The sequence below is a fragment of the Pseudomonas syringae genome (assembly GCF_021605415.1).
Taxonomy (GTDB): Bacteria; Pseudomonadota; Gammaproteobacteria; order Pseudomonadales; family Pseudomonadaceae; genus Aquipseudomonas; species Aquipseudomonas syringae_S.
In genome coordinates, this window is the sequence record NZ_WKEQ01000014.1 from 99862 (window position 1) to 126304 (window position 26443).

A 26443-nucleotide genomic window follows, 5' to 3' on the forward strand; every position below is an offset into this window, starting at 1 on the left:
CTCGCTCCTGCAGTGCAATGCATCAATCGTCTTCTTCTATGTCCAGCAACAGATTCTCCAGCGCCTCGCGATACTCGCCCGGTTCCTGCCACATCCCGCGCTGCTGCGCTTCGAGCATTCGCTCGGTCATATCGCGCAGCGCATGCGGATTATGCTCACGAACAAAATCCCGAGTCGCCGGATCGAGCAAATAAGCATCGGCCAGCAATGCGTACTGGTGATCGTCGATTAACTGCGTGGTCGCGTCGAAAGCAAACAGATTGTCCACTGTCGCCGCTAGTTCAAACGCGCCTTTATAGCCGTGACGCTTGACCCCGTCGATCCACTTCGGATTCGCCGCCCGAGAACGAATCACCCGGTTCAATTCTTCCTTCAGCGTACGGATCTTCGGCAGATCCGGCTGACTGTGATCGCCGTGGTAGCTCGCCGCCCCCTCGCCGCGCAGGGTTTCAACCGCCGCGAGCATGCCACCCTGGAATTGGTAATAGTCGTTGGAATCGAGCAAATCATGCTCGCGATTGTCCTGATTTTGCAGCACCGCTTGCACCTGGCTCAGGCGTTGAACGAACTGTTCACGAGCGGCGGTGCCTTCGTCGGCGCCGCCATACGCATAGGCGCCCCAGTTCAGGTAGACCTCGGCGAGATCCTCGCGGCTCTGCCACAAACGTCCGTCGATAGCGCCTTGCACACCGGCCCCATAAGCGCCGGGCTTGGCACCGAAGATGCGCCAACCGGCCTGACGTTTGGCCGTGTCCGAGTCGAGTCCCGACTTCACCAATGCTTCGCGCTCGGCACGTACTTTGGCCGCCAGCGGGTTGAGGTCATCCGGCTCATCCAGCAGCGCCACGGCCTGCACGGCGGCGTCGAACAACCGGATCAGATTGGCGAAGGCATCGCGAAAAAAACCGGACACCCGCAACGTGACGTCCACGCGCGGGCGATCCAGCAGGCTTAGCGGCAGAATCTCGAAGTCATCGACACGCTGACTGCCCGTTGCCCACACCGGACGCACCCCCATCAGCGCCATGGCTTGGGCGATGTCATCACCGCCGGTGCGCATGGTCGCTGTGCCCCACACGGACAAACCGAGCTGACGCAAATGGTCGCCGTGATCCTGTAAATGCCGCTCAAGAATCAGGTTTGCTGACTGAAAACCGATGCGCCAGGCGGTGGTGGTCGGCAGGTTACGCACGTCCACGGAATAGAAATTGCGCCCGGTGGGCAGCACATCAAGACGTCCGCGACTCGGTGCGCCGCTGGGCCCGGCCGGTACGAAGCGACCGCTCAAGGCATCGAGCAAACCGCGCATTTCTGCCGGGCCGCAGGCGTCCAGGCGTGGTGCGACGACGTCACGCAGGCTTTCAATAATGGCGCGCACATCAGCCCAACCCGATTCCTGTAGGAGCGAGCCTGCTCGCGAAAGCGGTGTGTCAGATGAATGGCTGTCGACTGACACTGCGCCTTCGCGAGCAGGCTCGCTCCTAAAGGGGACATGCAGGGTTTGGGTGATTAATTGTGTGGCGAACAGTTCCAGGCGTTCGCGGGTATCGCCGGCGGTGCGCCAGACTTCGTCGCTGACCGACTGCAACGGCGCCGGGCGCGACCCGACCCAGGGTTCTGCCAACGTACAGTCCAGCGGATCAAAGCCCAGTTCAAACGCCTTGGCCAATGCCCGCAACAGGCTTGATTGCGCGCCTTTGCCATCACCGCGAGGAATGCGCAGCAACGCCAGCAAGGTGTCGATGCGCAAACGCCCGACCGGCGATTCACCAAAAATGTGCAGGCCATCGCGAATCTGCGACTCCTTCAAATCGCACAGATAAGTGTCCAGACGCGGCAGCCAGATCGCCGCGTCGGCATCACTGTTCAAAGCGGCGTCGAGCTGCAATTCGCGGTCGATCTGCGTGTCGCGCACCAGTTGCAGGATGTCGCGCTGCAATTCGCGGGCACGGCGCGGATCGAGCAGTTGTGCTTCGTAATATTCGTCCGCCAACAGTTCAAGGTTGCGCAGTGGCCCGTAGGTTTCGGCACGGGTCAGCGGCGGCATCAAGTGATCGATGATCACCGCTTGGGTGCGGCGCTTGGCCTGGGCGCCCTCACCCGGGTCGTTGACGATAAACGGATAGATGTTCGGCAGCGGCCCGAGCAGCGCGTCCGGCCAGCAGTTTTCCGAGAGCCCGACGCCTTTGCCCGGCAGCCATTCGAGGTTGCCGTGCTTGCCGACGTGGATCACGCCGTGGGCGCCAAAGGTGTTGCGCAACCAGAAATAAAACGCCAGGTAAGCGTGAGGCGGCACCAGATCCGGGTCGTGATAGACCGCGCTCGGATCGACCTGATATCCCCGCGCCGGCTGGATGCCGACGAAGGTCAGACCGAAACGCAGACCGGCGATCATCATCCGCCCTTCGCGGCACATCGGATCGTTATGCGGTTCGCCCCAGCGCTCGGTCACCGCCGAACGATTGGCTTCGGGCAAGGCGTTGAACATCGCCAGGTATTCATCCATCGCCAGGCTTTGCGCGCACGGACGCTGATCAATCGTGTCGAGATCATTGCTGACCCCACCGAGCAATTGCTGAATGAGCGCGGTGCCGCTGTCCGGCAATTGCGAGGGTAGTGGATAGCCTTCGTCATGCAGCGCACGCAGGATATTCAGTGCCGCCGCCGGGGTGTCGAGGCCCACACCGTTGCCGATGCGTCCGTCCCGGGTCGGGTAGTTGGCGAGGATCAGCGCGATGCGTTTTTCGGCGTTCGGCACGCGTGCCAATTCAACCCAGCGTCGAGCGAGTTCGGCGACGAAATCCATGCGCTCTGGCGCTGCCCGATAGCACACCACATCGGATTGACTGCGCTCGCTGCGCCAGGCCAGATCCTTGAAGCTGATTGGCCGACTGATGATGCGCCCGTCCAGCTCGGGCAAGGCAATGTGCATTGCCAGATCCCGAGGGCCAAGACCTTGATCGCTGGCGCGCCAGCCGGGTTCGTTGTCTTGGGCGCAGATCGCCTGAATCACCGGAATGTTGCGCCGGAACGGCCGCAGGTGTGGCGCTTCCGGGCTGGATTGCGCGAAACCGGTGGTATTGAGAATGACACCGGCCTCGACCTCATCCAGCCAATCCTCAACCACGGTCAGGCAGCCGGATTCCTTCAGACTGGCAACGGCAATCGGCAGCGGATTGAGCCCCGCCGCTTGCAGACGCTGGCAGAACACATCGATGAACGCCGTGTTCGCCGCCTGCAAATGCGAGCGATAAAACAACACCGCCGCGACCGGTTGACCGGGCAACCATTCGGCTTGCCAGTCGCTCAGTGCGGCGGTGTTTTGGTCTGGGTGGTAAATCGCCGTGCGCGGCAGCGTTTGCGGTTCGGCCCACGCGTAGTCACGGGCCAGCCAGCGGTTGGCCAGGCAATGGAAAAAGTCCAGCGCGTTGCCCATGCCGCCCTGCCGCAGAAACTGCCAAAGACGGTCGCGGTCGTCGGCCGTGACGGTGCTCAGGTCGCTGAGTTCCGGATCGGGACGGTCGTCGCCCGGCACCAGAATCACTTGCACACCGCGCTCGGACAGCTCGACCAGACGCTCGACACCGTAACGCCAATAGGCAATGCCGCCGTGCAGCGAGATCAGAATCACCTTGGCGTGGCGCAGTACTTCGTCGACATACAGGTCGACCGAAGCATGGTTCTGCACCTGCATCGGATTGGCCAGACGAAAACTCGGGTAGTCGTCGGGCAACTGCTGCGCCGCTTCGGCGAGCAGCGCGAGGCTGGAATCGCCGCTGCACAGGATCACCAGCTCGGCAGGGGTTTGCCCAAGGTCGGCAATGTTGTCATCCGACACGAAACCGCCGGGCTGAGTCCTGAGCAGGTGCATGGGTTACACGCTGAGCGCGGCGCGCAATTGCGCTTCGAGCTGCGCGGCGTCGAGTGCCTGGCCGATCAACACCAGACGCGTGATGCGCGCCTCATCGGCGCCCCACTGACGGTCGAAGTGCTTGTCGAAACGCGTGCCCACACCCTGGATCAACAGGCGCATTGGCTTGTTGGGGATCGCCACGAAACCCTTGACGCGCAGGATGCCGTGCTTGACCACCAGTTGCGTCAGTGCGTCGAGCAGCAAGCTTTCGTCGGCTTGCGGCAGCTCGATGGAGATTGAATCGAAGGCGTCGTGATCGTGATCATCGTGGTCGTCACCCTCTTCACCGTGGTGGTGATCGTGGTGACTGTGGCGGCTGTCGATGTGCTCTTCAGAGCCGGCGCCGAGGCCGATCAAAACGTCCAGCGGCACGCGACCGTTGCTCGCTTCGATGATTTTCACCGCTGGCGGCAGCTCTTCGGCGACTTCCAGGCGTACGCGGGCGAGGTCTTCAGGGCGGGTCTGGTCGGCCTTGTTGAGGATCACCAGGTCGGCGCTGGCCAGTTGGTCGGCGAACAGCTCGTGCAGCGGCGACTCGTGATCCAGGTTCGGATCGAGTTTGCGCTGGGCATCGACCTGATCCGGAAATGCGGCAAACGTGCCGGCGGCCACGGCCGGGCTGTCGACCACGGTGATTACCGCGTCGACGGTGCAGGCGCTGCGGATTTCCGGCCACTGGAAGGCTTGTACCAGCGGTTTCGGCAGGGCCAGGCCCGAAGTTTCGATGAGGATGTGGTCGAGGTCGCCACGACGGGCGACCAGCTCACGCATCACCGGGAAGAATTCTTCCTGAACCGTGCAGCACAGGCAGCCGTTGGCCAGTTCGTAGACGCGGCCGGTGGCTTCTTCTTCGGTGCAACCGATGGTGCATTGCTTGAGGATTTCCCCGTCAATGCCCAGCTCGCCGAACTCGTTGACGATCACGGCGATGCGCCGACCTTGCGCGTTGTCGAGCATGTGGCGCAGCAACGTGGTTTTGCCCGAGCCGAGGAAACCGGTGACGATTGTGACGGGGAGTTTGGCCAGTGTTTTCATCGGATGCCCTTTGGCAAGGTGGCGGGCATACGGGACGAGGGCGCAACGTGAGGACGTGCGCGAGTGTTCGCCACCGGATCACCCCGCCCGGTTGTAGTGAGAATCTGTGTCGAGGCAGGTCTCCTGGCTGACGGTGTTCAGGCGCTGGGCCTGGCATTCGCTGCGCCTTCCCGCGCACTCCTTGCGGAGCGTTGCAGTGGCGTGGCAACGAACATCACCGTTCACAGTTGCGGGGGCAGCCGCGGCATTGACCGCGTTCCCTTCTTAGCTTCGGCAAATGCCGAAGAACCTCGAAAGCGCAAGGCTACGCATCGTGTGGGGGCGGGTCAATCTCCCCGACACCATCATCGTTCCCACGCTCTGCGTGGGAACGATGATTGGGGAAGTCGGATTGCATTAATCCATGGGTCATGATCTCCTACACGCCTTGTTACGGGTGCCCTTCACAGGGTGAAACGGGAAACCGGTGAATCATGTGCTTTACTCTAAGCCCATGTCAGTCCGGTGCTGCCCCCGCAACGGTAAGCGAGCGAAGCGTCAAAACCACTGTGCCTATGGCATGGGAAGGTGACGCTTGCAGGTCGGCCAGACGCCAACCCCTCGTGAGCCCGGAGACCGGCCCGCAACACACAGCGCGCATTCTTTGCCGCTGAACACAACAAACCCGCGGTGGGCGGGCGCTGTTCGAGACCTCTGCGTGCCTGCTCGCGGAGGTTTCTTGCGCTCGATTCACCCGCTGACATTTCAGAGGGAAGCGCCATGTCGATCATCAGCACCACCGCCAGCACGGACAAAAGCTCCGCCAGCACCGCCACACTGAGCCAACGTCTGACCGCCGCGATATTCGCGTCAATCCTCGGTGCCGGTCTGGTGTACTTCGCCGGTTTCTCGCACATCGAAGCGGTGCACAACGCCGCCCACGATACCCGCCACAGCGCTGCGTTTCCGTGCCACTGAGACCTGACGACATGATCAAGCGCATTGCCCGAACCGCAGGTTTCACCGGCCTCCTGGCCGCCCTGCTGCTGACCCTGCTGCAAAGCTTCTGGGTTTCACCACTGATTCTCCAGGCGGAAACCTTTGAGAAATCCGAGCCCGTCGCCGTTGAAACGCATCAACACGATGGTGCCGCCATGACCGGCCACAGCCACGACAGCGAAGCCTGGGAACCGGCAGACGGCTGGCAGCGCTTGATTTCCACCACCGGTGGCAATCTGGTGGTCGCCGTCGGTTTCGCCCTCATGCTGGCTGGTCTCTACACGCTGCGCACGCCGACCAAAACGTCTCAAGGCTTGCTCTGGGGCCTGGCCGGTTATGCCACGTTCGTGTTGGCGCCGACTTTGGGCCTGCCGCCGGAATTGCCGGGCACCGCCGCTGCTGATCTCGCTGCACGGCAGATGTGGTGGATCGGGGCTGCCGCGTCCACTGCCGTCGGTCTGGCCTTGATTGTGTTCAGCCGCCACTGGCTGATGAAAATCCTTGGCGTGGCGATTCTTGCCGTGCCGCATGTGATCGGCGCACCGCACCCGGAAGTCCATTCGATGCTGGCGCCGGAAGCGCTGGAGGCGCAGTTCAAAATCGCTTCGCAGTTGACCAACGTCGCGTTCTGGCTGGCTCTGGGCCTGATCAGCGCCTGGTTGTTCCGCCGCAACAGCGCTGGTCAATACGACGCATGACGGATACGGGCGCCGTGCCAACGTTCGTGGTCGGTCTGGGCTGCCAGCGAGGCTGCCCGGCCAGCACACTGCGCGCTTTGCTCGACCAGGCCCTGCAAGCTCATCGCATCGAACTTCACACGGTCAAAGCGCTGGCCAGTATCGATTTGAAGCGCGATGAGCCGGGGCTACAGGAATTGGCCGCGCAACTGGCATTACCTTTGATGTATTTCAGCAGTGAACAATTGTCGGCGTATCAGCAACAGCTGAGTCATCATTCGCAAATCGCTTTCGAGCGCACCGGGTGTTATGGCGTGGCGGAAAGTGCCGCGCTGGCAATGGCCGAGCAACTGATTCAGGCGCCGGCAAAACTGCTGATTTCCCGGCAGAAATACGCGCAGGCGACATTGGCGTTGGCCGGCGCTGCCTGAAATCCCGATAATCCCCGCACTCGATCATGAGCAATCTTCATCTGAAGCGTTGCCCTGCCCTTTTTTGACAGGAACATTCGATGACCGTCTACTTCATCGGCGCCGGCCCCGGCGATCCGGAACTGATCACTGTCAAAGGCCAGCGGCTGATCCGTCATTGTCCGGTGATCATTTACGCAGGCTCATTAGTGCCGGCGGCAGTGCTGGAAGGCCACCAGGCTGACACTGTGGTCAACAGCGCCGAACTGCACCTTGAACAGATCATCGATCTGATCAAGATCGCCCACGCTAACCAACAGGATGTGGCGCGGGTTCATTCCGGCGATCCCAGTCTCTACGGCGCAATCGGCGAGCAGATTCGCTGCCTGCGCGAACTTGATATTCCGTTTGAAATCATTCCCGGCGTGACTGCCACGGCGGCCTGCGCAGCGTTGCTGGGCGCAGAACTGACGCTGCCGGATGTGTCGCAAAGCGTGATCCTGACCCGCTATGCCGATAAGACCGCGATGCCGGCGGGCGAAGAACTGGGTAGCCTGGCGCAGCATGGCGCGACCATGGCGATTCATCTGGGGGTCAATCATCTGGAGAAGATTCTGGCTGAATTGCTGCCACATTACGGCGCGGATTGCCCGATCGCGGTGATTCACCGCGCAACGTGGCCGGATCAGGATTGGGTGGTGGGGACGTTGGCGGATATCGCCGCAAAGGTTGCGGCCAAGGGGTTTCGGCGTACCGCGCTGATTCTGGTGGGTCGGGTGTTGGGCAGTGATGTGTTTGGTGAATCGTCGTTATACCGCGCCGGGCATGCGCATCTTTATCGCCCTTAAGACCCTTTTCGCGAGCAGGCTCGCGAAGGCGTCCGCCACTACCCTCCATAAAAAAACGGCGCTCACGGGGCGCCGTTTTTTTATGTCCGCAGTGAACACCTTACTCAGTAGTAGGCGTTTTCTTTCTGCGTATGGTCGGTCACGTCGCGAACGCCCTTGAGCTCCGGAATGCGCTCAAGCAAGGTGCGCTCGATGCCTTCCTTCAAGGTGACGTCGGCCTGGCCGCAGCCTTGGCAACCTCCACCGAACTGCAACACGGCGATGCCGTCTTCAACCACATCGATCAGGCTGACCTGACCGCCGTGGCTGGCCAGCCCCGGGTTGATTTCGGTTTGCAGGTAATAGTTGATGCGCTCGTTGACCGGGCTGTCGGCGTTGACCATCGGTACTTTGGCGTTCGGCGCCTTGATGGTCAGCTGGCCGCCCATGCGGTCGGTGGCGTAATCGACCACTGCGTCATCGAGAAACGCTTCGCTGAACGAATCGATGTATGCAGTGAAGTTCTTGAGCCCCAGGGCCGTGTCTTCAGGTTTTTCCTCGCCCGGCTTGCAGTAGGCAATGCAGGTTTCGGCGTACTGGGTGCCAGGCTGGGTGATGAAGACGCGGATGCCGATGCCCGGGGTGTTCTGCTTGGAGAGCAGATCGGCCAGGTAATCGTGGGCGGCGTCGGTAATGGTAATAGCGGTCATGGAAACTCCTCGCAGGCTTGTGGCGCAGTTTACGCCAATCGTCGCGCCGGACAAAGTCCTAGTATTTTTGTCGGGAAAGACTCGCAATGGGTTGAGTAGATAATTCGCCATCAATTCGCGCTTTTAGCCAGCGATAGCTGCGTTTTTCCACCCATTCGTAGCTCAACCATGAACCGACCCCGATCGTCAGCGCACAAACGGCAAACATCAGGTAAGGGTCGATGCCATAGCGACGGGCCAGAAAACCACCGGCCGACAGCACGAGCACATGCATCAAATACACCGAGTACGAACAGTCCCCCAGCAGCTTGAGCACCTGGTTGCGTTCGACGTAACGCTCCAGCGCGATGCATGCCATCACTAGCGCGGCGCTGGGCAACCCCCAGCTCAGCAGCCTTGGCGCCGGCGGCAAGTGATAGATCGCGAGAAGCGCAGCGACGATTGCCAGCAACGGTAGCCACAATCCCGCGCCGATCCAGCCTTTGCGATACAGCATGCCAATACCGATACCGAGCAGAAATTCGTACACGATGTCGGAACGGTAGAATTCGCTGATCCAGCCAAAACCCGTCCAGGCCTGAGAGACCGCAAACAGCAAGGCCGCAACCACGAGCAATCTCAGCTGTAGACGGAACAACAGCGCCCAGGCAAACAATACATAAAACAGAATTTCGTAATTGAGTGTCCAGCCGACGTTCAAGGTCGGATACCACCCGTAGCCGCCGGGATTTTCCGTTGGGATGAACAGCAGCGACATCATCAGGTGCCCCCAGTCCAGGGACTGATCCGGCAGCATCGGACGCGCAAATATCACCAGTAGCGCCATCAACAGTGTGTAAAGCCAGTACGCCGGAACAATGCGCGACAGTCGATACAGCAGAAATCGTCCCGGGGCCGGCGGTTTTTCCTGAGTCGACAGAAAAATCACCAGACCGCTGATGACGAAAAAGATATCGACACCCACCGCGCCCTTGTCGATGAACATTTGGCCGACCGGGCCGCTCGACTTGAAGTCGAAGAAAATCTGCATGAAGTGGTGACCGACCACCGTCCAGGCGGCAAGCGCGCGCAACGCCTGCACCGAAATCAACATCGACTGCCTCCCAACTCTCGTTCAATCACCGCCGCACCCTGCAGGGTGCGGCGGTGTCGTTACAGGTAGGGACAGCACGCCGGGCTTAATCGATCAAAGATTCTCGTAGCGGTTCATATCCAGCACGCCCTCTTCCACTGGATCGGTCTCGTGGATATACCGGCTCAAATCATGAAAATACATCCAGAACTGCGGATGACTGCGGCGAATCCCCCAGTGCTCGACGATGTTCTCGAACTGCGCGGCATCACGGGCGCTTTCCATGGCATCGACAAATGCCGGCACCTCGCCCGCCGGAACGTTGAAAATGAAATTCGGATAACTGGTGAGCACGCCCGGGAAGATCGTCAGGGTGTCGAGCCCCGGTTGATAGCGCAGCGATTCTCCCAACAGGAACGCTACGTTGCTGTGTGCACGGTTGCGCAGCAGGCTGTACACCTCGCGTTTGCCGCTGCGGGTTTCGATGCGCAGCAGCGTGGCTTCTGGCAATTGATCGACCACCTTCAGGCCAGCGGCGGGCCGCGAAGTCAGGCGGCTCAGCGCCTGCTCGGCATTTTGCAGGGCCGGGTCGATGTTCGGTCGCGAGCAATACGCGTCCACGCATCGGTTGATCGGATCGGGCCGGGCGTTGAGATCGCCGTAACGCCCCAACAATTGCATGGCGAAATCGTATTTCGGATCCTTTTCATCCAGCTTCAACCCAGTTGGCTTGTCGTCGTCAATGGCCTCGTAATCGAGCCACATCTTGAATTTGCCGCCACTCTGATACCAGTCATCCAGGTAGCCTTCACGAGAATCGGCAGGCATCAAGCGCAAAAAGTTCTGCTCGGCGCCGTTGCGGATCAAGTCGAAATACAAACGCGTTTGCGCCTGATGAGAGACGTTGCCGAACACATCGAAGTTGACCGCCAATTGATAATACGTGCGCTCCAGCAGCGGATAGTCGAACAGCCACATCGTTTGCGGCACTTCGCCGATCAGGCCTTTGGTCACGGAGGCGCTGTCGAAATGGCGGAAGATGCTCAACAAGGCGTTGTCATTGCCGGCCCACAAGGTCGACCAACTCGGCGCAGGCAAATCGGCATAACTGTCGCGGCGCAGCGCTTCGTACTCATTCCGCTTGTCGCGGTAGTTGTGCCAGATACTCAACACGCTGCCGACATCGTCGTTCTGCCCAGGCATGGCCAGCAATGGTGTGGTCTGGCCGCGGTAGTTCGGGTCGGTGACGTATAAATCATGCTCCGGCGCCTGAAACAGCGCCCAGAAGTTGTCGCGAATCACGTCGGTCGCGATCTGCCCTCGACACACCGGCCCGCGAATGAACGTGCGGACGAAGTACTCAGCGTTATCGAGCATGAATTGATAACGCGCCTGCGCGGGAATCGCTTCAAACGTGGCAAACGGATTGGCACGGCTTTGTGGCCCGTAGCCCGGCAAGGCATTGACTTGCCAATTGCCGCTATAGAAGAGGCTTTTAACCCGCGCCATCTTCGCCGCGCTGAGCGGATAAGTGATGTGGGTCTTGTGCACGATCACCCCTTGCACCGGCCACAGACGATAGTAAATCTGCGTGCCGGGATCGTCGTTGGGTCGGCGGGTATTGATCAGTTCGATCGGCTGGCCGGTCGGCGTGCGCGAACGCACCCACTGGAAGAAATGCCCCGGCTCGCCGTCCTTGAAATAAATGTGCGCGAGAAACCAGTGCTCATACAGCCAGCGACCCACCAGACTTTGCCGGGCGCCCGGGGCATTGAGCAGATTTTCCCACTGAACGATTTGCAACGCTTCCTGCGCGCTGGGTGCCAGGCCTTGCTCGTCAATAGGCGCGCCGGACGCGAGCCAGCGCTGCAACGTCCGGTATTGCTGATCGGTCAGGCCGGTGACGGCCAGCGGCATGCCTTCTTTCGGATGAGTGCCGGCGTAACCCTCGAACTCGCCTGGCATCGCGCACATGTTCTGGCGATTCAAACCAAGGACGATCTCTGCGGGAAGTTTGGCGTTGGGCTGCAACGGGGTCTTGTGGCCCAGTTCGAGCATGCGCGCCATTAACGCGGCCTGGCTGCCTTGGGCATCGAGCACCGAATAAAAGCCTTTCTGCTGCCAGGCGCGCTTGCCGAAAGCGTCATAGAACAAACGCGTCGTCGGTGCCGCCTGGCTGCGCTCACCGTTGTACACCGGCATTTTGCTCGCGCCCCGCCCAGCGCCTTCGCCACTGCCCAAATTGAGCTGGCAGGCAGAGTCGTAACAGGCGTGGCAGACCACGCATTTTTCGGTAAAGATCGGTTGAATGTCGCGGCTATAAGAGATCGCGGGCTCTTGCGCAACGGCGCCCCAGCTTAAGAACAGCAAAGCCATGCTGATGACGCGATACGACATGTCGCTGATCTCAATGATAAAAACGGCGCGATTCTACCGGTATGACGTCCGTACCAACATGAGCGATATTCATGCAAAAGCACTGAATGCTCCAAAAGCGCACAGGTTTGCTATGATTCCGGCCCTTCGTCATGGTCTTTTTCGAGTAGTCCTAATGTCCGATCGCAGCGTCCGCCTCCAAGCCCTCAAGCACGCACTCAAAGAGCGCATCCTGATCCTCGACGGCGGCATGGGCACGATGATCCAGAGCTACAAGCTCGAAGAGCAGGATTATCGCGGCAAGCGCTTCGCCGACTGGCCGAGCGACGTCAAAGGCAACAACGACTTGTTGGTTCTGACCCGTCCCGACGTGATCGGCGGCATCGAAAAGGCCTACCTGGACGCGGGCGCCGACATACTGGAAACCAACACTTTCAACGCCACGCGGATTTCAATGGCCGATTACGGCATGGAAGAACTGGCCTACGAACTAAACGTAGAAGGCGCACGCCTGGCGCGCAAGGTGGCTGACGCCAAGACTTTGGAGAACCCGGACAAGCCGCGCTTTGTCGCCGGCGTCCTCGGCCCGACCAGCCGCACCTGCTCGCTGTCGCCTGACGTCAACAACCCCGGCTACCGCAACGTGACCTTTGATGAGTTGGTGGAGAACTACACCGAAGCCACCAAAGGCCTGATCGAGGGCGGTGCCGACCTGATTTTGATCGAAACCATCTTCGACACCCTCAATGCCAAAGCCGCGATCTTCGCCGTGCAAGGCGTATTCGAAGAGCTGCATCTCGAACTGCCGATCATGATTTCCGGCACCATCACCGACGCCTCCGGCCGCACCCTGTCGGGCCAGACCACCGAAGCATTCTGGAACTCCGTAGCCCACGCCAAGCCGATTTCCGTCGGCCTGAACTGCGCGCTCGGCGCCAGTGAGTTGCGTCCGTACCTGGAGGAGCTGTCGAACAAGGCCAGCACCCACGTCTCCGCGCACCCCAACGCTGGCCTGCCGAACGAATTCGGCGAGTACGACGAGCTGCCGGTGGAAACCGCCAAGGTCATCGAAGAATTCGCCCAAAGCGGATTCCTGAACATCGTCGGCGGCTGCTGCGGCACCACGCCGGGCCACATCGAAGCCATCGCCAAAGCCGTGGCCGGTTACGCGCCTCGGCAGATTCCGGACATTCCAAAGGCTTGTCGCCTGTCGGGTCTGGAGCCGTTCACCATCGATCGCAGCTCGCTGTTCGTCAACGTCGGCGAGCGCACCAACATCACCGGTTCTGCCAAGTTTGCCCGCCTGATCCGTGAAGACAACTACACCGAAGCCCTCGAAGTCGCCTTGCAACAGGTCGAAGCCGGCGCCCAGGTGATCGACATCAACATGGACGAAGGCATGCTCGATTCGAAGAAGGCCATGGTGACCTTCCTCAATCTGATTGCCGGCGAGCCGGACATCTCCCGCGTACCGATCATGATCGACTCCTCCAAATGGGAAGTGATCGAAGCCGGCCTCAAGTGCATTCAGGGCAAGGGCATCGTCAACTCGATCAGCATGAAGGAAGGCGTCGAGCAGTTCATCCATCACGCCAAGCTGTGCAAGCGCTACGGCGCCGCCGTGGTGGTGATGGCGTTCGACGAAGCGGGTCAGGCTGACACCGAAGCGCGCAAGAAAGAGATCTGCAAACGCTCCTACGACATTCTGGTCAATGAAGTCGGCTTCCCGCCGGAAGACATCATCTTCGACCCGAACATCTTCGCTGTGGCCACCGGTATCGAAGAACACAACAACTATGCCGTGGACTTCATCAATGCCTGCGCCTATATCCGCGACGAACTGCCGTATGCGCTGACTTCCGGCGGCGTGTCCAACGTGTCGTTCTCGTTCCGGGGCAACAATCCGGTGCGCGAGGCGATTCACTCCGTGTTCCTGCTGTACGCAATCCGCGCCGGCCTGACCATGGGCATCGTCAACGCCGGTCAGCTGGAAATCTACGACCAGATCCCTCAAGAGCTGCGCGACGCCGTCGAAGACGTGATCCTCAACCGCACGCCGGAAGGCACCGACGCCCTCCTCGCCATTGCCGACAAGTACAAGGGCGACGGCAGCGTAAAGGAAGCCGAGACAGAGGAGTGGCGCAGCTGGGAGGTCAACAAGCGTCTCGAACACGCGCTGGTCAAAGGCATCACCACGCACATTGTTGAAGACACTGAAGAATCCCGTCAGTCGTTCGCCCGCCCGATCGAAGTGATTGAAGGCCCGCTGATGTCCGGCATGAACATCGTTGGCGACCTGTTCGGCGCCGGCAAAATGTTCCTGCCACAGGTGGTGAAATCCGCCCGGGTGATGAAACAGGCTGTGGCCCACTTGATCCCGTTCATCGAACTGGAAAAAGGTGACAAGCCGGAAGCCAAGGGCAAGATTCTCATGGCGACCGTGAAGGGCGACGTGCATGACATCGGCAAAAACATTGTCGGCGTGGTGCTCGGTTGCAACGGCTATGACATTGTCGACCTCGGCGTGATGGTGCCAGCGGAGAAAATCCTCCAGGTCGCCAAGGAGCAGAAGTGCGACATCATCGGCTTGTCCGGCCTGATCACGCCGTCGCTGGATGAAATGGTGCACGTCGCTCGCGAGATGCAGCGTCAGGACTTCCATCTGCCGCTGATGATCGGTGGCGCTACCACGTCCAAAGCGCACACGGCGGTGAAAATCGAGCCGAAGTACAGCAACGACGCGGTGATCTATGTGACCGACGCCTCCCGCGCTGTGGGCGTGGCCACGCAGTTGCTGTCCAAGGAACTGAAGGCCGGTTTCGTCGAGAAAACCCGTCTCGATTACATTGATGTCCGCGAGCGCACCGCCAATCGCAGCGCCCGCACCGAGCGCCTGAGCTATGCGGCGGCGATCGCCAAGAAGCCGCAGTTTGATTGGGCGTCGTACACGCCGGTCAAACCGACCTTTACCGGCAGCAAGGTACTGGACAACATCGACCTTAACGTTCTGGCCGAATACATCGACTGGACACCGTTCTTCATCTCCTGGGATCTGGCCGGCAAGTTCCCGCGCATTCTCAATGACGAAGTGGTCGGTGAAGCGGCTACCGCGCTGTACAAAGATGCCCGGGAGATGCTCACCAAGCTGATCGACGAGAAGCTGATCAGCGCCCGCGCGGTGTTTGGTTTCTGGCCAGCCAATCAGGTCAACGAAGACGACATCGAACTGTACGGTGAAGACGGCAAGCCGATGGCCAAGCTGCATCATTTGCGCCAGCAGATCATCAAGACCGACGGCAAGCCGAACTTCTCCCTCGCCGACTTCGTCGCGCCGAAGGACAGCGAAGTGACCGACTACGTGGGCGGCTTCATCACCACCGCCGGGATCGGCGCCGAAGAAGTGGCCAAGGCTTATCAAGACGCTGGCGACGATTACAACTCGATCATGGTCAAGGCACTGGCCGACCGCCTGGCCGAAGCCTGCGCCGAGTGGCTGCACCAGCAGGTGCGAAAAGAACACTGGGGTTATGCCCGAGAAGAAGCGCTGGATAACGATGCGTTGATCAAAGAGCAATATTCCGGCATCCGCCCGGCCCCGGGTTACCCGGCCTGCCCGGATCACACCGAAAAAGCGGCTTTGTTCGCCCTGCTCGACCCGGAGGCAGAAGAAATGCGCGCCGGGCGCAGCGGCGTGTTCCTCACCGAACACTACGCAATGTTCCCGGCCGCGGCGGTCAGCGGCTGGTACTTCGCTCACCCGCAAGCGCAGTACTTCGCCGTCGGCAAGATCGACAAAGATCAGGTCGCAAGCTACACCTCGCGTAAAGGCCAGGACCTGAGCGTGACCGAACGCTGGCTGGCGCCGAACCTGGGTTACGACAACTAAACGCGACCGTTTCTGTAGGCGCAGCCTTCGGCAGCGCCTACATCGGGCAACGGCGAATCAAGAATTCAAACGAATTCCTGTGGGAGAGAGCCTGCTTGCAATAGCGGTCTGTCAGCCAGCGAGCATTGATGGCGGACTTGATGGCCTCTTTGCGAGCAGGCTCGCGCCTACGGAGATGGGGTTCACCTGCAACATAGCCTCTCCTACGGAGTTGGCCCGAGTTGTCTATGCTTGCCTGAAACACACCGCAGACGAGGGATTTATGGACGATCCGGTCGACAACAAACCACCGACCTTCTGGCAGATGCTGCACAGCGTCATGGCGGCAGCGTTCGGGGTGCAGAGCGGCAAGAACCGGGCAAGGGATTTCACCCATGGCAAGCCGAGCCATTTCGTAATTCTGGGCATTCTGTTCACGGCAGTATTCGCTTTGACGCTGTTTGCCATCGTCAAGCTGGTATTGCACTTCGCCGCGATCTGACCTGCCCGGGTACTTTTTGCAGGAAGCATAATCCGGGCCCCGGAGCGTTCCCGTGGCCCGGACGCGCCTTTTTTACTGATGACTGACCCAGAACACCGCCGTTCCCACGACCAGAATGATCAGGAACAAAATGGCCCAGGCATCCACGGAGCTGTCGCTTTTCCTTGCTTTGGTTGGGTTGCTCATTGCATCGCCTCTTGTCGGTTTTATCGGTGATTGCAGAAAGACTCGACCACAGTTAAGACGATGATTGTCCGCACGACAAATGTGGATTAGGTGACATTAATCCTCGTTAGTCGTTTTGGTTCTTTACATATACTCAAACATCACTTTTGCGCATAACCGCAAAGGGGTATATTGCCCCGGCTCCGTTGGGAGTGCGCGGCCGTGCGCGCAGAATTGCAGAGGCAAACATCGGACTCCAGCACGCGAAAATGCAGCGTTTTCCGAGTGGCCCAAGCCTGAGAACAGGACTTATATGTACGTATACGACGAGTACGATCAGCGGATCATCGAGGACCGCGTCAAGCAGTTCCGTGATCAGACCCGACGCTATCTGGCAGGTGAGCTGAGCGAAGAAGAATTCCGCCCGCTGCGCCTGCAAAATGGTTTGTACATCCAGCGTTTCGCGCCGATGTTGCGCGTGGCGGTGCCTTACGGCCAGCTGACTTCGCGCCAGACGCGAATGATGGCCAGGATTGCCCGCGACTACGACAAGGGCTACGCCCACATCAGTACCCGCCAGAACGTGCAGTTCAACTGGCCGGCGCTGGAAGACATCCCGGATATTCTCGAAGAACTGGCCACCGTGCAGATGCACGCGATCCAGACCAGCGGCAACTGCCTGCGCAACGTCACCACCGACCAGTTCGCCGGCGTGGCCGCAGACGAGCTGATCGATCCGCGCCCATGGTGCGAGATCGTCCGCCAGTGGACGACTTTCCACCCGGAATTCGCCTACCTGCCGCGTAAATTCAAGATCGCCATCAACGGATCGACTTCCGACCGCGCGGCCATCGAAGTTCACGACATCGGCCTGGAGCCGGTGCACAACGCCGCCGGCGAACTCGGTTTCCGCGTTTTGGTCGGTGGCGGCCTGGGCCGTACACCGGTGGTCGGTGCGTTCATCAACGAATTCCTGCCGTGGCAGGATCTGTTGAGCTACCTCGACGCCATTCTGCGTGTGTACAACCGCTACGGCCGTCGCGACAACAAATACAAGGCGCGGATCAAGATCCTCGTCAAGGCGCTGACCCCAGAGGTCTTCGCCGAAAAAGTCGATGCTGAAATGGAACACCTGCGCGGTGGCCAGACCACATTGACCGAAGCTGAAGTGCATCGTGTCGCCAAGCACTTCGTGGATCCGGATTACAAGGTTCTGGACAACCAGACCGCTGAGCTGGCCGAGCTGGACAAGCAACACGCCGGCTTCGCCCGCTGGCGCGCTCGCAATACCCTGGCGCACAAGAAGCCGGGCTATGTCGCCGTGACGCTGTCGCTGAAGCCGACCGGCGTTGCACCGGGCGACATTACCGACAAGCAGCTCGACGCCGTTGCCGATCTGGCCGACCGCTACAGCTTTGGTCAACTGCGCACGTCCCACGAACAGAACATCATCCTGGCCGATGTTGAGCAGAGCCAACTGTTCACCCTGTGGGGTGAGCTGCGCGAGCAAGGTTTCGCCACGCCGAACATTGGCTTGCTGACTGACATCATCTGCTGCCCGGGCGGTGATTTCTGCTCCCTGGCCAACGCCAAGTCGATCCCGATCGCCGAATCGATCCAGCGCCGCTTCGACGACCTGGATTACCTGTTCGACATCGGTGAGCTGGATCTGAACATCTCCGGTTGCATGAACGCCTGCGGTCACCACCACGTCGGCCACATCGGCATTCTCGGCGTGGACAAGAAAGGCGAAGAGTTCTACCAGGTGTCCCTCGGTGGCAGCGCCAGCCGTGATGCGAGCCTGGGCAAGATCCTCGGCCCGTCCTTCGCCCAGGAAGCCATGCCGGATGTCATCTCGAAGCTGATCGACGTGTACGTTGAACAACGTACCGAAGACGAGCGCTTCATTGACACTTACCAGCGTATTGGCATCGACCTCTTCAAGGAACGCGTCTATGCAGCGAATCATTAAGAACAACGAAGTTGTCGACGAAACCTGGCACTTGCTGCCAAAGGACGCGACCCTCGACGGTATTTCCAACTGCGACGACCTGATCGTGCCGTTGGCGCTGTGGCGCGAACATGCCCACGCACTCAAGGCCCGCGACGGCGGCTTGGGCGTATGGCTGGATGCCGAAGAAGAAGCCGAGGAAATCGGTGAAGATGTCGGCGAGTTTCAGGTCATTGCCTTGAACTTCCCGGCCTTCACCGATGGCCGCAATTACTCCAACGCCCGCCTGCTGCGTGACCGTTATGGTTTCAAAGGTGAACTGCGGGCGATTGGCGATGTACTGCGCGATCAACTGTTCTATTTGCGCCGCTGCGGTTTCGACGCCTTTGCCCTGCGCGCCGACAAAGACCCGTACGAAGCCCTTGAGAGCCTCAAGGACTTCTCGGTGACCTATCAGGCCGCCACCGACGAACCGCTCCCGCTGTTCCGTCGCCGCTGATCGTGAAACCTTGAGCCTGCATCGCCAGGCTCAAGGTTTGACTGCCTCCAGAATCAACCGTCAGGTTTTTCCGCAACCGCCACCGGATCCACAGGCGGTAAATCCAGCCCCGGATTTCTCCCCAGCGCCTCTTCGGTCAGTTCGTTGAACAGTGCTTGCCGTTCATTCCTGAAGTTCTCGAACAGCGTTCTCATGCGTTGACTGAAAACAGCACCCGTCAGATCCACCTGCGCTTGCAGCGATGCCATGCCATCCACAAATCGCTGGTCGGTATCGATGAAGCGATCTGCATACGTGCTGCGCAGATAATCATTCCAGAGACCCTGCCCGCGGATATAGCGCGTCAACGCATCTGTGCGTTCGGCTTCGATGACCTTGCGATAGGCATGATCGAGTTGCACCGTGGTGACCTCGACAGACAGCCGGCTGTCGAGCCGCGTCGGCTGAGCCGGCAAATCCAGTCGTTCAGCCAAGCCGACACGATACGCCAGGCTCAATTCATGGCCCTGTTGCTGGGTTAGGACTGTCGTTCGCGAACGGCTTGCGAGGTCGATCCGCACCTGACGTTCGACTTCCTGCAAGCGAAACAGCCCCCTGAGCAGATACACCAACTCCCCTTCAAGCGTTCGCGCGCCGGTTCGAGCGGCCATGATTGCCCTGAAATACTGGGTTTGAACCTCAAGCGCGCTGAACAGTAACAAGTAGTCACGCCCTGTGACCCGACCGACCCGGGCGAGGTTGAATTGGGATCGGCGCAGGTTTTCATTTTCTGCCGCCGCTTGCACGATGTTCCAGACACGCGAGCGCAGGTTGCTGAAGCCCGCCGAGTAATCCGCCGATACACGCATGTGGGTCAGCACAAGGAAAAAATCCCGGGAATTGGGTTCTTCCGCGAGCAGATCCCAAATGGTTTGCTTGACGGTGGCCTCCAGCAGCGGCAGGCCGGACAACCAGAGGGCGCGCTGGGCTGCCGGGCTCAATACGGCGGTGATCAGCTGACCGTAATTGGAACTTATGATCCCCAGACTTACGTTGCGGGCGTGTTGATACTCGGCAACGCTATGCAAACTGGCTGCCGACAGTGGATTTCCGTAAACGTTGACGCCGTGGTGCAACGCCACAGGCGATGCGAACAACGCGCTTGGAATCTGTTCGATCGCATTATCACGGGCATCCACTGTCATCAGTCTGCCGAGGCTCCACGCACCTGCGGGCCAATCGGAAATGCCTGTATTGCGCAGCGCCAGGTGTTCGAGCTTGTTCATTCGGGATACATCAGGTGCCCGTGCCAGGTGCGGGTTGAAACTCAGATTCAGTTCGCGCAGCTCTGTCATGCCGCTCAGACGCGACACCGCATCGGCCGTCAGGCGAATCTGGTTGTCACTCAAATCCAACTGCTGCAATCCGGTCATCGCGTCGATGGCGAGCGGCAATCGCGTCAGTTCATTGCTGCTGAGATTGAGGGTGCGCAAGTTCTTGAAGTTCTGCAGGAACGTGGTCAGGCCGGCGCTCGCGCCCACCTTGCTCATCTGCAAATTCGTGACATGGCTGAAATCGGCGACGATAACCGGAAGGTCACCGAGCAATTCGGCGGGTAACGACAGGACGTACGTCAGCCCAAGGTCGGTAAATACGGTCGTGGTTTCTTTGCGCCAGGCACGAATGATTTCACGGGCAGCGCGCATCTTGCTATGCCTTGGCACCGTGAGCCGGGAACCGCGGGCGGGCGAATAACGGGTGTCACGGCTGACCCAACCGCTCAAGTCGTTGTGCATTTTCGTGTATTCAAGCCGCATGGCTTCGAGTTTTCGCGTGCGCAGCACATCGTTGCTGCCCAGTGTCACCAGAAAGCGATCGATCTGGCCTGGGGTATGCATTGGGTAAAGCTGACGGGCGCGATGTATCAGCGCCGGATTGCCGATTGCAACAGGCGCGGCGATTGCAGGTGGCAGCACCTGCGGTGCCAGTGCTCCGCCCATTGCATCGTCCGGAAGACCCGCGTCAGGTTCCAGCAAACGGGAAAACGCTGCGCGGCGATCCCGTGCTACAGCAATGACCTTATCGCGTAGCGTCACGCCATCATCCTGCACCGTGATGCCCAAGGCGACGCGACACGACTCCGGAAGACCTTCCCAGAGCGTTTGAAAATACAGCGCACGGGTATGCTGCGGATGATCCGCCAGTATGTTGGCTTCGCCATCGCGAGCCTGCAGATAATCGGGGAATACATCAATCAGGGTTTTGTCCGACGCATTTGCCGACCCGATGCTCCAGGTCTCATACCCCTTGCCAACCCAATCCATGATTTGCACAAAATGGTTGGCGGGCCATCCCGGCAAATGCGACAACGCATCGAGAACCAAGCGGTTCGTATCGGCGCTACTTACTGCGTCAAGGTACAACCCCTCATAGGCGCGGTTGATGCGCAATATGCGCAGATAGCGTTGAGCTTGCTCCGCCAGGCGCAGCGGTACAGTGAAACGCTCCAGTTGCCGCCATTCAGTGATGTCTGCATCGCGGGTCATTTCTTCTGCGATGCCGGCAGGCAAGGCCGGAAACTGCTGGAGCAATGGGGCAGACTCTGCGTTCGTCACGCCGGATGTACGCTGATAGATCCGCAGGAACAGTTTCTGTTGCCATTCACCCGCGAGCGCTGCGATTCGCCCGGCCAGTGCTTGCGCCCTTATTTGCGAATCAGGACTGGCCGTGCGCAGCAGCGCGTTGCGTTGCTGCGCGGTCAAGGCGCTGAGAACCGGCGCAAGGAATTCGCCTTTACGCAGCGACGTTTGGGTCAAAGGGATGATCGTCGTGGCGTCGACCGCGCCGTACCGTTGCGATTCCCGTCCGACGATGTTGGTGATGCTGATCGCCGTTCCCTGCGGCCAGTCCGACAGCGAGGTCATCAAGTGCAGTTGCAAGTCGGCATCCGCCAACGGGATGGCAGTCCGGGTTTTCATCTGCCTTATGAAATCCGTGACGGCCTTGTCGACCTTGAATCGCAGCACGACATCCATCAACAAAGCCGCTGGCCGCCTGTTGTCGACATACATCTGTCGCAAATTGCTTTCGCTCAGCCCGCTGACGGCAAGCAAACGATCGATATGTGCATCAGGCACCTCATGGGCAGCGATGCCAAAACGACGCATAAGGGTCAGCAGATTCCACTCTGCGGGCAATTCCGAATCGTGGCGCCAGGCGCCTGCCCCATTGGTTTCGAGTTCCGGCTGATACCGCGCCGACGATGACGGGTGCTGCAACTGCCATCTATCGAGGCCGGGCACATGTTCGACAGCGTAGAGATCATCGCCTATCGGAAGGTATTGCTTGTCGCTCTCCATGATCAATCCGCGCTCGTCTGGCACCAAGTCACTGGCCAGACGACGCGGTTGCCGGTAGACACGCAGATCCGGCTTCCACAGGCGCATGGCTTTGGAAGGCAATTGCACCTTGCGCAGTTGTTGCAGAAACGATGTGCCCCTGATGGTCTTGAACGCCTTGCCCAGCGCAGCGCCACCGGCGGCGAGCGTCGCTGAAAGAATCAGGTTTTCGACGGTATCGAACAAGTAATCAGTTGCCTGCTCCTGCTCACCCCGCCCCCACGCTTCTATCCCGTCGTAGACCTCCATCAGCAACTGCGCGGCGGACACCGCCAGCATGACCTCACGCATCACCGGCACGAATGATAAAAGCAGCATGATCGTATTGATGCCGATGGCTTTATAGCGCTCCATCCTGGCGATACGGGCCGATTCATCCTTGTCGGCCGTCGGCACTATCAGCAGCCGGGCGTCCGCCAACAGGTGCGCGCGGCGCTGGCGATACAGTTCGAGGAACAGCCCGCCATCAATGTCATCTCCCTCCAGCGGTACGTAAACGAGATTCGGGCGGCGATGGAGTATTTGAAGATGCTCTTCGAAATCCGCACGATCTTCCAGGGCGATAAACCGAAGGAAAAACTTCTTGAAATCAGCGGTTCTCAATCGACGGCTGAGTTCAGACTGAAAATAGTCGAAATTGGAGTATTCCTTTAACGGGTGCAAAGGATCGCCCGGCACATACACGACACAACGATAATCGTTGTCGGCATGTTCGCGCACCGGGCCTATGAACACTACGCCGTGGAACAACACCTCATTCATCTTGATTTTTTGCAGGCCTAACGAGTTACTTCCCAACTTGATGGATTTTTGATCCTTCCTCAACAATTCAAGCATTGCGTAAACACTTGCACTTATATGCCCGCACATATAGGCCAGTTGTGTATCGACTGCCAGATTGTCCAGCGCATACGCCATCCACTTATTGCGCGCATCGCTGGTAACCGAAGCGGGCAAGAACAAGGTTTCGATGTGCTGACGATAACGCTTGCCCAAATCGAGTGAACGACAAATCGTTGCGAACTCGTTGGGCTGCAAGTCGAGAATCTGATTGTCTTTCCCGTTGACCCGTTCCGGCACATAGATCAATGAGCGCGGGTGGTATTCGCTGGCCAGCTCTTCGCTTTCGTCGAAGTTTTCACACGCTGCGGTCAACAGGTCCCGATTGATTGGCAACACCAGCTTTTTGCGCAGCCCCAGCAGGCTTTCAGTCGAACGAACATGCTGAAAAATCACGCCTGCCACATCGACCTGGGTACCCAGCTTATCGAACAGCGCTTTTTCCAACAACGGCGTGCAAAAAGCCTCCGGGGTTTGCAGGCGGCCCAGCGAAACCATCGCTTCGCTACGGCTTTTGAAACTTTTGATCAGCGCCAGATATAACGCATCACGTACTTTTACATCGGCGCTCAACAACCATGCCGGTACGTGTTTTTTAAAAAAATCATAAAATACGCCTTGTTGTTCAGGCGTCATTTCCATTAACGGTTTGGCATCCACACTCGTACTCATACTGAACAACCTTGAAACTGAATTAGAAATTCAGCTTACCGTTGAACCACTTTAATAAAAGCGCGAATAGTGAATGGTATGGGTTGCCCAAACAACAGTAATGCGAATATGAAAAACACATAGTTAACGCACGGCGAACCGTGCGTTGGTATAGAGGGAGTTACCAGAAGCGTTGTTGGGTCAAACGGCTCCACCAACTCAACAGAACTCGATCCACCGAACCGCTCGCCGCCATGCCGATGCGTTCTTGCAGACTTTTGCGTTCGGCGTAGTGCAGGTGATAGACCTCGGAATTTTTCGCGCGCTCGGCGAGGTATTCGTCGCTGGTCTTGAGTTCGTCCACCAATTGTTTGTTCAGCGCCGCGATACCGAGCCAGACCTCACCGGTGGCCACTTCGTCGATGGCCAGTTGCGGGCGGTAGCGAGCCACGAAGTTCTTGAACAACTGGTGCGTGATGTCCAGATCTTCCTGGAACTTCTCGCGGCCCTTGTCGGTGTTTTCGCCAAACACGGTGAGTGTTCGCTTGTATTCACCGGCGGTCAGCACTTCGAAGTCGATGTCGTGCTTTTTCAACAGGCGGTTGACGTTAGGCAACTGGGCCACGACGCCGATGGAGCCCAGAATCGCGAACGGCGCGCTGATGATCTTCTCGCCAATGCACGCCATCATGTAGCCGCCGCTGGCGGCGACCTTATCGATGCAGATGGTCAAAGGCACGCCGGCTTCACGGATGCGCGCCAGTTGCGAAGATGCCAGGCCGTAGCTGTGCACCATGCCACCGCCACTTTCAAGACGCAGTACCACTTCGTCTTTTGGCGTGGCCAGGGTCAGCAGCGCAGTGATTTCATGGCGCAGGCTCTCGGTGGCCGAAGCCTTGATGTCGCCATCGAAATCCAGCACGAACACTCGTGGCTTGGGTTGCGGTGCGTTTTTTTGCTTCTTCTCGCTTTTTTCGGATTTCGCCTGACTTTTGCGCAGCGCCTTAAGCTGATCCTTGTCGAGCAAAGTCTGCTCCAGACGCTCACGCAGCCCTTTATAGAAATCGTTGAGCTTGCTGACCTGCAACTGCCCAGCGGACTTGCGTCGGCCTTTGCTGCGCAACGCTGCGAAACTGGCCAAAACCACCAGAATGGCGATCACCAGCGTCACGGTCTTGGCCAGGAAACTGGCGTATTCGACAAAAAACTCCACGGGGACTCCTTCAAACGATGCGCGGCTTTGCAGCGCGCGGGATGCCGCCAGCATACCCATGCCCATGTCCGGCTGCCAGCCATGAAACCTTTGGCAACAGCCCTGTAACGAGCCTTTCAAACAAGCGTATGTTTTTTCATTGACAGCACACCGTCATCCCCATAACCTCGCCGAACCTTCAACGTACCGGGAAGACGCGGACGTGGGCAGCATCTATTTGATTCGACATGGCCAGGCCTCCTTTGGTGCGGACGACTATGACGTCCTCTCCGAGACCGGTGTGCGTCAGGCGCAAATCCTCGGCCAACACCTGGCGGAACTGGGCATCAACTTCGACCGCGTGTTGTCCGGTGAACTGCGCCGCCAGCAGCACACTGCCAGCAGCGCGCTGGAACAATTTGCTGCCGTCGGCCTGCCGGTGCCCGTGGTGGAAACCGATGCCGCTTTCAACGAATTCGATGCTGATGCAGTGATTCGTGCCTTGCTTCCCGCGATGTTGCCGGAGGAGCCCGAAGCCCTCGATATCCTGCGCAACGCCGCGCAAAACCGTGGCGAATTCCAGCGCATCTTCGCCCTGATCATCGAACGCTGGCTGGCCGGCACCTACGACACGCCAGGCCTGGAAAGCTGGCTGGGCTTTGTCGAGCGGGTTCAGGCCGGGCTTCATCGCATTCTGGATCAAGCTGACAACACCCAGAAGATCGCCGTGTTCACCTCCGGCGGCACCATCACCGCCCTGCTCCACCTGATGACACAAATGCCTGCCAGGCAGGCGTTCGAATTGAATTGGCAAATCGTCAACACTTCGCTCAACCAGCTGAAATTCCGCGGTCGCGAAGTGGCTTTGGCTTCCTTCAACGGTCATGCGCACTTACAACTGTTGAAGGCACCGGAACTCATCACTTTCCGTTGAGTCCGGATCAATCGTGACCCCGCTGCAATCACCCAAATAAGGATCGAACCATGACCTCCGTAGCCGACGCCGTACAAGCAATGAAAGCCAAGTTCAACCCAGCCGCTGCTGCCGGCCTGGATCTGGTCTTCGGTTTCCGCATCGACGACACCAAAAACTTCTCGCTGATCGTGAAAGACAGCACCTGCGAGTTGCAGGAAGGCGAAAACCCGGACGCCCAAGTGACACTGGTGATGGACGGCGAAACCCTGGAAGGCATCGTCGACGGCTCGACCGACGGCATGCAGGCATTCATGGGCGGCAAACTGCGCGCTGAAGGCGACATGATGCTGGCGATGAAACTGTCCGAGCTATTCCCTTCGTAAGACCTTCGCTCTCCAGCACGAGAGCCGATGGCTGATCAGCAAATCCCGTCCCTGTGACGGGATTTGTCGTTTCCGGGCATATGAAATCGTGCGCACCAAAATGA

17 protein-coding genes and 2 riboswitches are annotated in these 26443 nt (G+C 59.2%); of the genes, 10 read left to right on the forward strand and 7 right to left on the reverse strand.

What is annotated here, in order from left to right:
- Nucleotides 1-22 precede the first annotated feature (22 nt).
- Both cobN and cobW read right to left on the reverse strand, forming a co-directional pair.
- Nucleotides 23-3871, reverse strand: a complete 3849-nt coding sequence (cobN, locus tag GIW69_RS12700; RefSeq protein WP_236482971.1) for a cobaltochelatase subunit CobN — start codon at nucleotides 3869-3871, stop codon at nucleotides 23-25.
- 3 nt (nucleotides 3872-3874) lie between these two features.
- Nucleotides 3875-4948 (reverse strand): cobalamin biosynthesis protein CobW, encoded by a 1074-nt coding sequence (cobW, locus tag GIW69_RS12705; protein ID WP_496570913.1) that lies wholly within the window; start codon nucleotides 4946-4948, stop codon nucleotides 3875-3877.
- 96 nt (nucleotides 4949-5044) lie between these two features.
- A riboswitch (cobalamin riboswitch) is annotated at nucleotides 5045-5256 on the reverse strand.
- A gap of 109 nt (nucleotides 5257-5365) precedes the next feature.
- Nucleotides 5366-5586, forward strand: a riboswitch (cobalamin riboswitch).
- Between the two features lie 121 nt (nucleotides 5587-5707).
- Between cobW and GIW69_RS12710 the strand changes: the two genes are divergently transcribed.
- The 4 genes from GIW69_RS12710 (at nucleotide 5708) to cobM (ending at nucleotide 7861) form a co-directional block, all read left to right on the forward strand.
- A complete protein-coding gene (locus GIW69_RS12710; protein WP_236482973.1) occupies nucleotides 5708-5905 on the forward strand; it encodes a CbtB domain-containing protein in 198 nt (65 codons plus the stop codon).
- An 11-nt stretch (nucleotides 5906-5916) separates the two neighbouring features.
- Nucleotides 5917-6624: a CbtA family protein gene (locus GIW69_RS12715; RefSeq protein ID WP_236482975.1), complete on the forward strand. Its 708-nt coding sequence runs from the start codon at nucleotides 5917-5919 to the stop codon at nucleotides 6622-6624.
- Nucleotides 6621-7034 carry a cobalamin biosynthesis protein gene (locus GIW69_RS12720; RefSeq protein WP_236482977.1) on the forward strand — a complete coding sequence of 138 codons (414 nt, stop codon included), beginning with the start codon at nucleotides 6621-6623 and terminating at the stop codon, nucleotides 7032-7034. The genes GIW69_RS12715 and GIW69_RS12720 overlap by 4 nt, the downstream gene beginning before the upstream one ends.
- Before the next feature lie 80 nt (nucleotides 7035-7114).
- The gene (gene cobM / locus GIW69_RS12725; RefSeq protein WP_236482979.1) at nucleotides 7115-7861 is read left to right on the forward strand and encodes a precorrin-4 C(11)-methyltransferase; all 747 of its coding nucleotides are present in this window, start codon (nucleotides 7115-7117) and stop codon (nucleotides 7859-7861) included.
- Between the two features lie 104 nt (nucleotides 7862-7965).
- On the opposite strand, the gene nfuA is transcribed toward cobM, so the two are convergent.
- The 3 genes from nfuA to GIW69_RS12740 form a co-directional block, all read right to left on the reverse strand.
- Entirely contained in the window at nucleotides 7966-8550 is a 585-nt protein-coding gene (nfuA, locus tag GIW69_RS12730; RefSeq protein WP_236482980.1) for a Fe-S biogenesis protein NfuA, read from the reverse strand.
- Nucleotides 8551-8608: 58 nt separating this feature from the next.
- Complete coding sequence (locus tag GIW69_RS12735; protein ID WP_236482982.1) at nucleotides 8609-9643, reverse strand: acyltransferase family protein; 1035 nt, start codon at nucleotides 9641-9643, stop codon at nucleotides 8609-8611.
- 93 nt (nucleotides 9644-9736) lie between these two features.
- The gene (locus GIW69_RS12740; RefSeq protein ID WP_236482984.1) at nucleotides 9737-12019 is read right to left on the reverse strand and encodes a fatty acid cis/trans isomerase; all 2283 of its coding nucleotides are present in this window, start codon (nucleotides 12017-12019) and stop codon (nucleotides 9737-9739) included.
- 154 nt (nucleotides 12020-12173) lie between these two features.
- On the opposite strand from GIW69_RS12740, the gene metH reads away from it, so the two are divergent.
- From metH to GIW69_RS12760, 4 genes are all read left to right on the forward strand, one after another.
- Nucleotides 12174-15884, forward strand: coding sequence for a methionine synthase (metH, locus tag GIW69_RS12745; RefSeq protein ID WP_236482986.1), 3711 nt, complete (start codon nucleotides 12174-12176; stop codon nucleotides 15882-15884).
- Nucleotides 15885-16146: 262 nt separating this feature from the next.
- Nucleotides 16147-16365, forward strand: a complete 219-nt coding sequence (locus tag GIW69_RS12750; protein WP_236482988.1) for a DUF2970 domain-containing protein — start codon at nucleotides 16147-16149, stop codon at nucleotides 16363-16365.
- 478 nt (nucleotides 16366-16843) lie between these two features.
- A complete protein-coding gene (locus GIW69_RS12755) occupies nucleotides 16844-18502 on the forward strand; it encodes a nitrite/sulfite reductase (RefSeq protein WP_236482991.1) in 1659 nt (552 codons plus the stop codon).
- The gene (locus GIW69_RS12760; RefSeq protein ID WP_236482993.1) at nucleotides 18486-18980 is read left to right on the forward strand and encodes a DUF934 domain-containing protein; all 495 of its coding nucleotides are present in this window, start codon (nucleotides 18486-18488) and stop codon (nucleotides 18978-18980) included. The genes GIW69_RS12755 and GIW69_RS12760 overlap by 17 nt, the downstream gene beginning before the upstream one ends.
- A gap of 53 nt (nucleotides 18981-19033) precedes the next feature.
- Here GIW69_RS12760 and GIW69_RS12765 read toward each other — a convergent pair whose 3' ends face one another.
- Both GIW69_RS12765 and sohB read right to left on the reverse strand, forming a co-directional pair.
- Nucleotides 19034-23869, reverse strand: a complete 4836-nt coding sequence (locus GIW69_RS12765; protein ID WP_236482994.1) for an NEL-type E3 ubiquitin ligase domain-containing protein — start codon at nucleotides 23867-23869, stop codon at nucleotides 19034-19036.
- 160 nt (nucleotides 23870-24029) lie between these two features.
- Entirely contained in the window at nucleotides 24030-25061 is a 1032-nt protein-coding gene (sohB, locus tag GIW69_RS12770; protein WP_236482996.1) for a protease SohB, read from the reverse strand.
- 202 nt (nucleotides 25062-25263) lie between these two features.
- Between sohB and GIW69_RS12775 the strand changes: the two genes are divergently transcribed.
- Together GIW69_RS12775 and GIW69_RS12780 are read left to right on the forward strand one after the other, a co-directional pair.
- Nucleotides 25264-25974, forward strand: a complete 711-nt coding sequence (locus GIW69_RS12775; protein ID WP_236482998.1) for a histidine phosphatase family protein — start codon at nucleotides 25264-25266, stop codon at nucleotides 25972-25974.
- A 50-nt stretch (nucleotides 25975-26024) separates the two neighbouring features.
- Nucleotides 26025-26339, forward strand: a complete 315-nt coding sequence (locus tag GIW69_RS12780) for an SCP2 sterol-binding domain-containing protein (RefSeq protein WP_008015934.1) — start codon at nucleotides 26025-26027, stop codon at nucleotides 26337-26339.
- Nucleotides 26340-26443: the final 104 nt, after the last annotated feature.

Excerpts from the sequence above, each read along its gene's own strand:
- cobN (WP_236482971.1), bottom strand. The coding sequence starts at position 3,871 with ATGCACCTGCTCAGGACTCAGCCCGGCGGTTTCGTGTCGGATGACAAC.
- cobW (WP_496570913.1), bottom strand. The coding sequence starts at position 4,948 with ATGAAAACACTGGCCAAACTCCCCGTCACAATCGTCACCGGTTTCCTC.
- GIW69_RS12710 (WP_236482973.1), top strand. The coding sequence starts at position 5,708 with ATGTCGATCATCAGCACCACCGCCAGCACGGACAAAAGCTCCGCCAGC.
- GIW69_RS12715 (WP_236482975.1), top strand. The coding sequence starts at position 5,917 with ATGATCAAGCGCATTGCCCGAACCGCAGGTTTCACCGGCCTCCTGGCC.
- GIW69_RS12720 (WP_236482977.1), top strand. The coding sequence starts at position 6,621 with ATGACGGATACGGGCGCCGTGCCAACGTTCGTGGTCGGTCTGGGCTGC.
- cobM (WP_236482979.1), top strand. The coding sequence starts at position 7,115 with ATGACCGTCTACTTCATCGGCGCCGGCCCCGGCGATCCGGAACTGATC.
- nfuA (WP_236482980.1), bottom strand. The coding sequence starts at position 8,550 with ATGACCGCTATTACCATTACCGACGCCGCCCACGATTACCTGGCCGAT.
- GIW69_RS12735 (WP_236482982.1), bottom strand. The coding sequence starts at position 9,643 with ATGTTGATTTCGGTGCAGGCGTTGCGCGCGCTTGCCGCCTGGACGGTG.
- GIW69_RS12740 (WP_236482984.1), bottom strand. The coding sequence starts at position 12,019 with ATGTCGTATCGCGTCATCAGCATGGCTTTGCTGTTCTTAAGCTGGGGC.
- metH (WP_236482986.1), top strand. The coding sequence starts at position 12,174 with ATGTCCGATCGCAGCGTCCGCCTCCAAGCCCTCAAGCACGCACTCAAA.
- GIW69_RS12750 (WP_236482988.1), top strand. The coding sequence starts at position 16,147 with ATGGACGATCCGGTCGACAACAAACCACCGACCTTCTGGCAGATGCTG.
- GIW69_RS12755 (WP_236482991.1), top strand. The coding sequence starts at position 16,844 with ATGTACGTATACGACGAGTACGATCAGCGGATCATCGAGGACCGCGTC.
- GIW69_RS12760 (WP_236482993.1), top strand. The coding sequence starts at position 18,486 with ATGCAGCGAATCATTAAGAACAACGAAGTTGTCGACGAAACCTGGCAC.
- GIW69_RS12765 (WP_236482994.1), bottom strand. The coding sequence starts at position 23,869 with ATGAGTACGAGTGTGGATGCCAAACCGTTAATGGAAATGACGCCTGAA.
- GIW69_RS12780 (WP_008015934.1), top strand. The coding sequence starts at position 26,025 with ATGACCTCCGTAGCCGACGCCGTACAAGCAATGAAAGCCAAGTTCAAC.